Here is a 13,209-nt window from a genome sequence, read left to right as displayed (position 1 = left end):
AAGAATGTTTAAGGACATCCTAGCATACCTTTTATAATAATCCGATTGAACAAGGAGATGGGGGAGGAGCTATAATGGATATTCTAAAAAAGATTGAACAGCATCGAGCAGCAGAAGAACGTTTACAATGGGAAGGTACGTTTGCGGAGTATTTGGAGCTTGTGAAAGAAAGACCATGGGTGGCTCAAACAGCACACTCTCGCATTTACAATATGATAAAAGATGCCGGAATTGAAGAAGTTGATGGTAGAAGAAAGTATAACTTCTTTAGTAATCAGCTCTTTGGATTAGAGGATGCTCTAGAACGTCTTGTAGAAGAATATTTTCATCCATCTGCAAAACGATTAGATGTTAGAAAAAGAATTTTATTATTAATGGGTCCTGTTAGTGGAGGGAAATCAACGTTAGTTACGATGTTGAAACGAGGATTAGAAACATATTCAAGAACAGATCGCGGAGCAATTTTTGCAATTAAAGGATGCCCAATGCATGAGGATCCACTGCATTTAATTCCACATCATTTACGAGATGATTTCTTTGATGAGTATGGAGTTAGAATTGAAGGGAATTTATCACCACTAAATGTCATGCGTTTAGAGCAAGAATACGGATCAAGAATTGAGGATGTAGTTGTAGAGCGTATTTTCTTCTCTGAAGATCGCCGTACAGGGATTGGTACATTTAGCCCGTCTGATCCAAAATCACAGGATATTGCAGATTTAACAGGTAGTCTGGACTTTTCTACGATTGCAGAATATGGTTCAGAATCAGATCCGCGTGCGTATCGATTTGATGGAGAATTAAATAAGGCAAACCGAGGAATGATGGAGTTCCAAGAGATGTTAAAATGCGATGAGAAGTTTTTATGGCACTTATTATCGCTTACGCAAGAAGGGAATTTCAAAGCGGGAAGATTTGCGCTTATTTCAGCAGATGAATTAATTGTAGCGCATACAAATGAAACAGAGTATCGCTCATTTATAGCAAATAAGAAAAATGAAGCATTGCACTCAAGAATTATTGTAATGCCAGTTCCTTATAATTTACGAGTAAGTGAAGAAGAACATATTTATGAAAAAATGATTCGTGAAAGTGATGTGTCGAATGTTCACATTGCACCACACACACTTCGCGTTGCAGCAATGTTCACTATTTTAACTCGTTTAAAAGATCCGAAGCGTCCGGATATTGATTTAATTAAAAAGATGCGTTTGTATGATGGAGAAACGGTAGAAGGTTATAATGCGATTGATGTAGAAGAATTACAACGCGAATATCAAGATGAAGGTATGAAGGGTATTGATCCTCGTTATGTCATTAACCGAATTTCGTCTACAATCATTCGAAAAGAGGTACCATCTATTAACGCGTTAGATGTACTTAGATCTTTAAAAGATGGGCTGGATCAGCATCCATCGATTAGTAATGAAGACCGTGAGCGTTATATGAATTTCATCTCATTGGCGAGAAAAGAATACGATGAAATCGCGAAGAAAGAAGTACAAAAAGCGTTTGTTTATTCATATGAAGAATCAGCTAAGACGCTTATGGATAATTACTTAGATAACGTCGAGGCGTACTGCAATAAATCGAAATTACGTGATCCGTTAACAGGGGAAGAAATGAGTCCAGATGAAAAATTAATGCGCTCAATTGAAGAGCAAATTGGAATTTCAGAAAATGCTAAGAAAGCATTCCGTGAAGAGATTTTAATTCGCATTTCTGCTTATGCCCGTAAAGGAAAACGCTTTGATTATAATTCACATGAACGTCTTCGTGAAGCGATTCAGAAAAAACTATTTGCTGATTTAAAAGATATAGTGAAAATTACAACATCAACGAAAACACCGGACGAAAATCAGCTTAAGAAAATCAATGATGTTGTTGCGCGTTTAATTGATGAGCATGGCTATAATTCTTCTTCAGCAAATGAATTACTACGCTATGTAGGTAGCTTGTTAAACCGATAGTTTGATAACAAAACGCTGTCTCTTGTATTTTGCGGGACAGCGTTTTATTATCCGTTCATATGTGTGTAAAGTGTCATACCTTGTCCAAATGTAATAAATTAAGATGCAATTTCATGAATTTATTGTCAATTATTTTTACAATATGCATATGATAGAGTAACCAACCATTCATACGAAAAAAGCCAACACAATACAATATGTTGCAAAGTAAAAATGTGTGCAACAATGCATTGTGTTTCTTTCTTATCAGTGGCTGAATATTTCTTTCTATTATGTGAGTGGCAAAATTTTGTTTAGGATGCTCGGGGTATTGTATGAAAAACGTTATAAATGTTTATGGGATGATTTTCTATGGGCAGTTACCTTTCAAATATTCTAGCTTGCACATTACAGAACAAAATTTGTAGCTTGCTGTTCATACAGGAAGACAATTACAGTAAGGAGGGAAAGGAATGGGCGAAGAAAATCAACCAAATTATACGATTTCACAGGAAAACTGGTCCCTCCATCGCAAAGGATATGACGACCAACAGCGCCATCAAGAAAAAGTACAAGAGGCAATTAAGAATAATTTACCCGATCTTGTAACAGAAGAAAGTATAGTTATGTCTAATGGCAAGGATGTTGTAAAAATACCAATTCGTTCTCTAGATGAATATAAGATTAGATACAATTATGATAAAAATAAACATGTTGGGCAAGGAAACGGTGACAGCAAAGTTGGTGATGTCGTTGCGAGAGATGGATCAGGTGGTCAAAAACAAAAAGGGCCAGGAAAAGGGCAAGGAGCAGGAGATGCAGCTGGGGAAGATTACTATGAAGCTGAAGTCTCTATTTTAGAATTAGAGCAGGCGTTTTTCAGAGAGTTAGAGCTGCCTAATTTAAAGAGAAAAGAAATAGATGAAAACCGGATTGAACATGTTGAATTTAATGACATTAGAAAAACAGGATTGTGGGGAAATATCGATAAGAAACGAACAATGATATCTGCATATAAACGAAATGCGATGCGTGGTAAAGCATCTTTCCATCCAATTCATCAAGAAGATTTAAAGTTCCGCACTTGGAATGAAGTATTAAAGCCAGATTCAAAGGCTGTTGTGTTAGCGATGATGGATACGAGTGGATCGATGGGAATGTGGGAGAAGTATATGGCACGTAGCTTCTTTTTCTGGATGACAAGATTTTTACGCACAAAGTATGAAACAGTTGATATTGAATTTATTGCTCATCATACAGAAGCGAAAGTCGTTACAGAAGAAGAATTCTTTTCAAAAGGAGAAAGTGGTGGAACAATCTGCTCCTCCGTATACAAAAAAGCACTCGAGCTAATCGATAATAAATATTCACCAGATCGCTATAATATTTATCCATTCCATTTTTCAGATGGTGATAATTTAACATCAGATAATGCTAGATGTGTAAAGCTTGTGGAAGAATTAATGAAGAAGTGTAATATGTTTGGGTATGGGGAAGTGAACCAGTACAACCGCCATAGTACACTCATGTCAGCCTATAAAAATATTAAAGATGAAAACTTTAGATACTATATTTTAAAGCAAAAAGCAGACGTATTTCATGCGATGAAAAGCTTTTTTAGAGAAGAATCAGGTGAGAAAATGGCATAACCTCTTTTAAAGAGGTTCTTTTTTTGTAAACTTTTTATTTTTTTAATTGACAATGATAATGAAAATCATTATCATTTATTCGAGAAATGATTACATTTCGAATTATATATTTCGGAGGAGATGTAAAGTTGAAACAAAATAAAAGAAAACGTATAAATGCAATGATTATAGCGGCGACGTTATCACTTCCGTTTGCTGTGTATTCGACACCTGCTTTAGCGGCAGTAGCAATTGAGACGAATAAAACGGGACAAGGTTTAGAAGATGGTACATATGACGCTGTTATTAAAGCGTATAAAGATAAAACGAATGAAGAGTCTATGGCAGCTGTTTATATAAAGGATCCGAAATTAACAATTGAGAATGGAAAGAAAATTGTAACAGCAACATTAAGTGATAGTGATTTCTTTCAATACTTGAAAACAGAGGATATTCATACTCCAGGTGTGTTTCATGATGTGAAAGTAATATCAGAAGATAAAAAGAAAAATGGAACGAAAGTGATTCAGTTTGAAGTAGGGGAATTAGGAAAAAGGTATAATATGCGAATGCATGTTTATATTCCAACAATGGCCTATGATAATAAGTACCAAGTACAGTTTGAAGTAAATACATTGAATTTAGAGAACAATGTTCCAGAAAAACAAAAGGAAAATAAAGAGGAGCGACAAGATGAAAACGGAAATGTAATATTAGATAAGCAATTACAAAAATATATTAATAAATATAACTTAAATAGAGATAATGTAGATGCGCCAATCACAAAGAAAGATTTATTACAAATTAAAACATTATCCATTTATTCAGGCAAAGGAATAACTGAAATAACTGGTTTAGAGTATATGACAAACTTAGAGAAGTTGACGTTACGAGAGTCTAATGTAAAAGACATATCAGCCATCTCGAAATTGAGAGGTTTGAAGTACGTTGATTTAACGTCTAATTCAATTGAAAGTATTCACCCAATTGAGCAGTTAGAGAATATTAATATGCTTTTTTTAAGAGATAATAAAATTTCTGATCTTACACCATTAAGTAAAATGAAAAAAATTAAAACATTAGATTTAATCGGTAATAACATTAAAGATATCCAGCCATTATTTACATTATCAACTATGAAACAATTATACTTAGCAAATAATCAAATCAGTGATCTTACGGGAATTGATCGATTAAATAATGTGGAACTATTATGGATAGGGAACAATAAAATTAATAATGTTGAATCTATTAGTAAAATGAGTAATCTTATTGAACTAGAAATTTCTGATAGTGAAATAAAAGATATATCATCACTATCTCAATTAGGAAATTTACAAGTGCTGAATTTAGAAGAGAATTATATCTCTGATATATCGCCGTTGAGCACTTTAACAAATTTACATGAGATAAATCTTGGAGCAAATGAAATTTTTGACGTAAGGCCTGTTGAGGAATTAGGTAAGCGAATTTCAATTGACATTCAAAGACAAAAAATCTTTTTAAATGAAGCAAGTGTAGATGAAGAAATAAAAATCCCAGTATACAACCTTAAAGGAGAGCCACTTCAAAATATTAATCTACAAAGTGAGGGGGCTACTCTGAATAACGGATTTATAAAATGGAATAGTCCTGGAGAAAAAATATATGAATTTAAACTAGATACTAATTCTACTGAAAGTAAAATAAGATTTAATGGCACGGTTATACAGAATATAGTTGAAAAACAAAAAGAAAGTCAAAATGTAATTCTCGATAAAACTTTACAACAACATATTAATAAAGAGAATTTAGGTAGAGAGAATGTAAACGCTCCTATCACAAAAGAAGATTTATTACAGATTAAAAAATTAGAGATATTTAAAGAAAAAGGAAATGAGATAAAAGATATAACAGGTTTAGAATACATGACGAACTTAGAAAAACTCACTTTAGAAGGAGTAGGTCTGAAAAATATTGAGTTCATCTCAAACTTGAAACAATTGAATAATGTGAATGTATCTCATAATCAAATTGAAGATATAACACCACTATCTTCATTGGAAAATTTACAGTGGTTAAATCTTGCGGACAATCATATTAAAGATGTAACGGTTATTGGTTCCATGCTAAACTTATTTAGCTTAAATTTAGCTGGAAATGAGATTCGTGATGTAAGGCCGTTAATACAATTAGGTCAGTGGTTTACAATTGACGTGGGAAGACAAAATATCATTTTAAATGATGTAAAAATAAACGAAGAAATTCAAGTTCCTGTATATGATTTAGAGGGAGAAAGTATTGAAAATATTCAATTGGCAAGTGAGGGAGGGACGTTTAATAACGGAGTAATAAAATGGAGTACCCCAGGTGAAAAGGTGTATAAATTTGATTTAGATTCTGATGAAATTAGCATAAGTTTTAACGGAACGGTAATCCAAAATATAGTTAAAAAAGAAGAAGTGACAGAACCAACAAAAGAAGTTGAAGAAGCGAAAGAAGAAGTAAAAGAGCCAACAAAAGAAGTTGAAGAAGCGAAAGAAGAAGTAAAAGAGCCAACAAAAGAAGTTGAAGAAACGAAAGAAGAAGTAAAAGAACCGGTAAAAGAAGTTGAAGAAACAAAAGAAGAAGTAAAAGAACCGGTAAAAGAAGTTGAAGAAACAAAAGAAGAAGTGAAAGAACCGGTAAAAGAAGTGAAAGAGGAAGTAAAAGAGCCAACGAAAGAAGTTGAAGAAGCGAAAGAGGAAGTGGACGAGCCAACAACAGGAGTTGAAGGATCGAAAGCGGAGGTAAAAGAAACAGGAAAAGAAATTGAAGGTTCAAAAGACGCGGTAAATCAATCAGCAGTAGTCCAAGAACAAAACGTGAATAATCAAGTTGTGAAAGAAAATAAACCAGCTGTTAATAAGCAAGAAGAAAGTAAGAAATCATTAGGAGCAACAGGTGGACAAGAGAATACATCAACATTACTTTCAGGCATAGCGTTAGTTCTTTCAGCACTGAGTATGTTTGTATTTAGAAAGAGATTATTTAAGAAATAAAAAAACGTTTTATCTTATTATAACGTAAGATGATTATACGAGTTTTTGAGAAGACATTATCATGGCGATTTCATTTTGAAATATGCTTATGGTGATGTCTTTTTTAGAAGGAGATAAATGTAAAAGGTGTGAATATATTAGTGAAGGAGGAGAGGTTATGTATATCAGTTCTATTTTGAAAATTGAAGAGGTGGCAGCATTTATTGCGAATATGAATAAAGATGCTACTCATCATGTTGGCTATTGTGGAGATGAGAAAGAGGAGTTGTTACAGACAATTATTCATGATTTTTCAGATATAGGCTGGGAACAATCTTTTGTTGCTACTTATGAGAATAATAATTTAATAGGTTTATTAGGATTTGATGTGGATGAAGTAAAGAAATGTGCAGAGATATGGGGACCGTTTATTATCGCAGAGAATTGGGAAGAAGTTGCTTTACATATGTGGAAGGAACTTATAGAAAAGGTGCCTTTTCATATTGAGAGATTTTATGGTTTTTATCATGTGGAAAATAATAATTGTGCCCGTTTAATGAGAAATTTACATGCAAAAGAACAAGGTCGACATAGTATTCTCGTTTTAAATAATATTGTGGAGCACCGTATTATATGTAATGTAGAAGAGGCTTTACCACAAGTGTTTGAGCAGTTTATCGCTTTACACAATCATGTGTTTTCTAATACGTATTATGACGGAAACGAAATTATTGAACGTTTAAGTAAGACGAATAAATTATTTGTAAGTATGAAGAATGATAAGTTAGAAGGTTATGTATATGTGGAAGTAAATCCAGAGTTTCAAGAAGCGAATATCGAATTTATTGCAACCGCTGAAAATAGTAGAAGAAAAGGTGTCGGAGAGCGGTTATTACAAAAGGCAATTCAGTATATTATTTCCTTCCAAGGAATGAAGGAGATAGAATTATGTTTGAATACGAATAATGATCGTGCGATGAAATTGTACAAGAAAGTAGGATTTGAGGAGAAGGCATGTTTACAACACTATATAATAGAGTGAAAACCCATTCGTATGAAAATTATATTTCATACGAATGGGTTTTATTAATCTACTTTTCCCTCAGTTGTTACGGATTCAGAAGTAATTTGAGGTGCTAATCGTTACATAACTTTTTTTACTTTTTGCGTAACTTCTTTCGTTTGCAAATTAACATCTTCTTTTCGTAGCTCTTTAAAGAGTGAAGTAACCATAAGAACGACTACAATAGAAAATGGTAGCGCAGCAATTATAGCTGCTATTTGCAGTGCATTTAATCCTCCAGCTTGTAATAAAATAGCGGCAATTATCGCGATTGTTAATCCCCATATAAGTTTTAAACTATTTTTCGGTGATAAGCTTCCGTTACTCGTTTGCATGGAAACAACAAATGTTGCTGAATCAGCAGAAGTAACGAAAAATGTGGCTACTAAAATTAACCCGATAATCGTTAAAAATGTAGAGAATGGTAGATGTGAAATAACAGCAAATAATCCAATCTCTGTACCATTTTTTGCAATTTCATCAGCTATTCCAAGCGATTGGAACATTTCCATATGAATTGCGGTACCACCAAATACTGCAAACCAAAATGTACAGATAAGAGTTGGGACTAATACAACTCCAAAAATAAATTCTTTTATTGTACGCCCTTTAGAAATACGTGCGATAAATGTGCCGACGAATGGAGACCAAGAAATCCACCATCCCCAATAGAAAATAGTCCAGTTTTCAATCCAAGAAGAAGATTTTTCATTAAATGCTCCTAAATTTAATCCCATACTAGGCAAAGCTCCAATATAAGAACCGAGTGTAGATGTGAAATATTTCATAATAAATACGGTTGGCCCTAAAAGTAAGAAAGAGATGAGTAAAATACCTGCAAGAGAGAAATTCAAGTTACTCAAATATTTAATCCCACGATCTAAGCCAGTTTGTGCACTTGTTAAATATAAAACAGCGAAGATAGCTATAAGTACGAGCTGGGTAAGTAAAGTGTTATGAATGGAAGGGAATAAATAGCTTAATCCTCCAGCAATTTGTTGAGCACCAATCCCAACAGATGGTACAATGCCAAACACTGTGGCTAAAACAGCTAAAATATCAACTGTTTTTCCGATACGAGAATTTTTCGATCGATTAAATAATGGAGTAACTGTAGCCCCGATAGTGCTACCTTTTTGTTTGCGGAATGTGAAATATGCAATTGTTAAAGCGACCATTGCGTATAGTGACCACGGAAAGAGTCCCCAGTGGAAAAATGAATATTGCATAGCGAGTTTGGCGCTTTCTTCTGTACCTGCTTTTCCTGTTAATGGATCTGTAAAATGTGAAATCGGTTCAGCGATTCCATAAAAGAGGAGTCCAATTCCCATTCCTGCCCCAAACAACATGGATAGCCAAGATGGATAATTATATTTTGGCTTTTCTCCATCTTTACCAAGACGAATAGAACCGTACTTAGAAAATGCTAAATAAGCAGCCAAAATAATCATTGTAGTCATAAGTAGAGAGTAAAACCACCCAAATTTATTGAGGATAAATGAGTTTAAAGAAGATGTAACACTTTGTAAATCGTAGCCTTGTATCCAACTTGCTGGGGTAATTCCCCATATAATGAATAATGTTGTTAGCAAGAAGGAGATATAAAATACACTGTTTTCTTTTTTTATCATAGAATCCCACCTTTATTTAATAAAGTTAACAATTATAATAATCATAACAATTAAGTTTTTAATTGTCAAAAAATTCCCTTTTTATAACGTGAAAGGATGTAATTTGTTTTAGGGAGGTAAAGAGCAATGCGTTCACGATATGTACAAATTATAGGAAGAAATAATATGAAATATTGCATTTTATATTGTTACATCCAGATTTTATGTTAAATTCTTGAATGGAATATTAAAATAGGGGGCAAGGATATGAACAAGAAATCAAAGATCAATAAAGTGATGCTTAGCATTAGTACAATGGCTTTATCGTTAGGGGCACTTCAAACTCATGCAGCAGCGGAAGAAAAAGTACCATATAACGTGTTGAAAACGAAACCGGTTGGAATTGAAAAGCCGGTAGATGAAGTTGGACATATTTCAAAAGTGGATGAAACTTTATCATTTCAAGAACGTTTAAAAGTAGGAGATTTTTCACAGCGACCAGCATCTATTACGAAGAAAGCTGCAGTAAAGCAAGTTAAAGACAGCTATTCAATGGCTGATTTAAACAAAATGAATGATCAAGAATTAGTTGAAACGTTAGGCAGTATTAAGTGGCACCAAATTACAGACTTATTCCAGTTTAATGAAGATGCAAAGGCTTTTTATAAAGATAAAGGAAAAATGCAAGTCATTATAGATGAATTAGCTCATAGAGGTAGTTCATTTACGAAAGATGATTCAAAAGGAATTCAAACGTTTACTGAAGTGTTGCGTTCAGCTTTTTATCTTGCATTTTATAATAGTGAATTAAGCGACTTAAATGAAAGAAGCTTCCAGGATAAATGTTTACCTGCTTTAAAAGCAATCGCAAAAAATCCAAACTTTAAGCTTGGTACAGTTGAACAAGATACAGTCGTATCTGCATACGGTAAATTAATTAGTAATGCTTCAAGCGATGTTGAAACGGTTCAATACGCATCGAATATTTTAAAGCAATACAATGATAATTATACTACTTATGTAAATGATCGAATGAAGGGACAAGCAATATACGATATTATGCAAGGTATTGACTATGATATACAGTCGTACTTAACTGAGGCTCGTAAAGAAGCGAATGAAACGATGTGGTATGGAAAAGTAGATGGGTTTATTAATGAAATAAATCGTATTGCTCTTCTAAATGAAGTAACGCCAGAAAATAAATGGCTCGTTAATAATGGCATTTATTTTGCTAGCCGTTTAGGGAAATTTCATAGCAATCCGAATAAAGAATTAGAGGTTGTTACACAAGCAATGCATATGTACCCGCGCTTAAGTGAACCGTATTTTGTTGCAGTAGAACAAATTACAACAAATTATAATGGTAAAGATTATAGCGGGAATACAGTAGATTTAGAGAAAATACGTAAAGAAGGAAAAGAGCAATACTTACCAAAAACGTACACATTCGACGATGGATCAATTGTGTTCAAAACAGGAGATAAAGTATCAGAAGAAAAAATTAAGAGACTATATTGGGCTGCGAAGGAAGTAAAGGCACAGTATCACCGTGTAATTGGAAATGACAAAGCGTTAGAGCCAGGAAATGCGGATGATGTATTAACGATCGTAATTTATAATAGTCCAGATGAATATCAGTTAAATAGACAATTGTATGGATATGAAACAAACAACGGTGGAATTTATATAGAAGAGACAGGTACATTCTTTACATATGAGCGTACACCAGAGCAAAGTATTTATAGTTTAGAAGAGTTATTCCGTCATGAATTTACTCATTATCTGCAAGGGAGATATGAAGTTCCTGGTTTATTTGGAAGAGGAGATATGTATCAAAATGAAAGGCTAACTTGGTTCCAAGAAGGAAATGCAGAGTTTTTCGCAGGATCTACTCGTACGAATAACGTTGTACCAAGAAAGAGTATAATTAGCGGATTATCATCTGATCCTGCAAGCCGTTATACAGCAGAGCGTACACTATTTGCTAAATACGGTTCTTGGGATTTCTATAATTACTCGTTCGCATTGCAGTCTTACTTATATACGCATCAGTTTGAAACATTTGATAAAATTCAAGATTTGATTCGTGCGAATGACGTAAAAAATTATGATGCATATCGTGAAAATCTAAGTAAAGATCCTAAGTTAAATAAAGAGTATCAAGAGTATATGCAGCAGTTAATTGATAAGCAAGATACATACACTGTACCAGAAGTAGCTGATGATTATTTAGCTGAACATGCAACGAAGTCGTTAGCAGCGGTGAAGAAAGAAATTAGTGATACGTTGCCTATGAAAGATACAAAAATGACAAAACATAATTCTCAATTCTTTAATACATTTACATTAGAAGGTACGTATACAGGTAGTGTCACAAAAGGTGAATCAGAAGATTGGAAAGCGATGAGTAAAAGAGTAAATGAATCTTTAGAACAATTGGCGCAAAAAGAATGGAGTGGCTACAAAACTGTTACAGCATACTTCGTCAATTATCGTGTGAATAGCTCAAATGAATTTGAATATGATGTAGTCTTCCATGGAATCGCAAAAGATGATGGAGAAAATAAAGCTCCAACGGTTAATATAAATGGCCCTTATAGTGGTCTTGTAAAAGAGGGAATTCAATTTAAAAGTGATGGCTCAAACGATGAAGATGGAAAAATTGCTTCTTATTTATGGGAATTTGGAGATGGAAGCACAAGTGCAGAAGTGAATCCAGTACATGTATATGAAAGAGAAGGTTCTTATAAAGTATCGTTAAGAGTAAAAGATGATAAGGGAAAAGAGAGCAGAAGCGAAACAACTGTTACGATTAAAGATGGAAGTTTAACAGAATCAGAACCAAATAATCGTCCAGAGGAAGCAAATCGTATCGGGCTAAATAGTACTATAAAAGGTAGTCTTATTGGCGGGGACCACACTGATGTTTATACATTTAATGTAGCATCAGCGAAAGATATCGACATTTCTGTTTTAAATGAGTATGGAATTGGGATGACATGGGTACTTCACCATGAATCAGATATGCAAAATTATGCGGCTTACGGTCAAGCTAATGGGAACCGTATAGAAGCAAAATTTAATGCAAAACCAGGTAAGTATTACTTGTATGTATATAAATATGATAATGGCGATGGAACATACGAATTGTCGGTAAAATAAGCTCTTTTCCAATGTATGTTTAACTTTACTTTTTGTGGAAAATAGTATATTATATAGATATATAATATATCGGTTATTTTCTAGGAGGAGCCTGTCACAATAGGTTTCTCCTGTTCTTTTTTAGAGGCCTGTCTTACAGGCTTTTCTTTAAAGGGTAAATAACTGAAAATTAAGAACGATAATCTTTGAAAGAGGTGGGGCATACACATAACAAAAAAGGGATTGTTTAAGAAAGGGGGATAAGAAATGGTCTTGTTTGGTTATCCACTTGAAACAATTTATTTATATGGATTTATTATTGCTACTATACTCACTGTTATTTATATCTTCTTTGGAGATATATTTGAATCGATATTTAGTTTTGGGGGCGGATCTGTATCCGTTGTTACTTTATTACTTAGTTTTTTCGCTATGTTATGTGGACTTAGTTATATAGGAGAATATTTATTTTCCTTTAATAGCATTCTTATTTTCGGGGCTGCATGTGCTATATCCTTTATTGGTGTATTTATAATGAAAATATTAATTTTAAAGCCGATTGCAGAAGCAGAACAAAATACCGTACAACGTATGGATGAATTTATCGGTTGCAAAGGAGAAGTCATTACGACAATTCCTACAGAAGGATTTGGTGAAGTATTAATTTCATCCCAATTTGGAAGTAATGCAATCCCAGCTAAAACAGTTGGAAAAAAAGACATTTCGCAAGGAACAGAGGTTATTATCGAGGGAGTCCAAGATGGTGTTTTACTTGTACAAAACATCGCTTATTCTTTAAAGAAACCAAAATTATAA

Annotated in this window: 7 protein-coding genes; 6 read left to right on the top strand and 1 reads right to left on the bottom strand. The window is 33.6% G+C overall.

Going from position 1 to position 13,209, the window contains the following annotated elements:
- Positions 1-74: 74 nt before the first annotated feature.
- The 4 genes from RT27_RS06300 (at position 75) to RT27_RS06285 (ending at position 7,618) form a co-directional block, all read left to right on the top strand.
- A complete protein-coding gene (locus RT27_RS06300) occupies positions 75-1,970 on the top strand; it encodes a PrkA family serine protein kinase (protein WP_000353273.1) in 1,896 nt (631 codons plus the stop codon).
- A 452-nt stretch (positions 1,971-2,422) separates the two neighbouring features.
- Positions 2,423-3,598 (top strand): sporulation protein YhbH, encoded by a 1,176-nt coding sequence (yhbH, locus tag RT27_RS06295; RefSeq protein ID WP_000503516.1) that lies wholly within the window; start codon positions 2,423-2,425, stop codon positions 3,596-3,598.
- Between the two features lie 128 nt (positions 3,599-3,726).
- Complete coding sequence (locus tag RT27_RS06290; protein ID WP_043935554.1) at positions 3,727-6,597, top strand: leucine-rich repeat domain-containing protein; 2,871 nt, start codon at positions 3,727-3,729, stop codon at positions 6,595-6,597.
- Between the two features lie 157 nt (positions 6,598-6,754).
- On the top strand, positions 6,755-7,618 hold the full coding sequence (locus RT27_RS06285; protein WP_043935553.1) for a GNAT family N-acetyltransferase: 864 nt from the start codon (positions 6,755-6,757) through the stop codon (positions 7,616-7,618).
- Between the two features lie 101 nt (positions 7,619-7,719).
- Here the strand turns inward: RT27_RS06285 and opuD are convergent, their stop codons facing one another.
- Positions 7,720-9,270 carry a glycine betaine transporter OpuD gene (opuD, locus tag RT27_RS06280; protein WP_043935552.1) on the bottom strand — a complete coding sequence of 517 codons (1,551 nt, stop codon included), beginning with the start codon at positions 9,268-9,270 and terminating at the stop codon, positions 7,720-7,722.
- A gap of 246 nt (positions 9,271-9,516) precedes the next feature.
- Between opuD and colA the strand changes: the two genes are divergently transcribed.
- Entirely contained in the window at positions 9,517-12,414 is a 2,898-nt protein-coding gene (gene colA, locus RT27_RS06275) for a collagenase ColA (protein WP_043935551.1), read from the top strand.
- A gap of 246 nt (positions 12,415-12,660) precedes the next feature.
- Positions 12,661-13,209 carry an NfeD family protein gene (locus tag RT27_RS06270; protein ID WP_016083604.1) on the top strand — a complete coding sequence of 183 codons (549 nt, stop codon included), beginning with the start codon at positions 12,661-12,663 and terminating at the stop codon, positions 13,207-13,209.

The sequence above is a fragment of the Bacillus sp. L_1B0_5 genome, assembly GCF_000836715.1.
GTDB lineage: Bacteria > Bacillota > Bacilli > Bacillales > Bacillaceae_G > Bacillus_A > Bacillus_A thuringiensis_S.
This window is presented reverse-complemented; position numbering and strand designations above follow the sequence as displayed.

Bases quoted from the DNA above. Each gene is read 5' to 3' on its own strand.
- colA (WP_043935551.1), top strand. From the start codon at position 9,517: ATGAACAAGAAATCAAAGATCAATAAAGTGATGCTTAGCATTAGTACA.
- opuD (WP_043935552.1), bottom strand. From the start codon at position 9,270: ATGATAAAAAAAGAAAACAGTGTATTTTATATCTCCTTCTTGCTAACA.
- RT27_RS06270 (WP_016083604.1), top strand. From the start codon at position 12,661: ATGGTCTTGTTTGGTTATCCACTTGAAACAATTTATTTATATGGATTT.
- RT27_RS06300 (WP_000353273.1), top strand. From the start codon at position 75: ATGGATATTCTAAAAAAGATTGAACAGCATCGAGCAGCAGAAGAACGT.
- RT27_RS06285 (WP_043935553.1), top strand. From the start codon at position 6,755: ATGTATATCAGTTCTATTTTGAAAATTGAAGAGGTGGCAGCATTTATT.
- yhbH (WP_000503516.1), top strand. From the start codon at position 2,423: ATGGGCGAAGAAAATCAACCAAATTATACGATTTCACAGGAAAACTGG.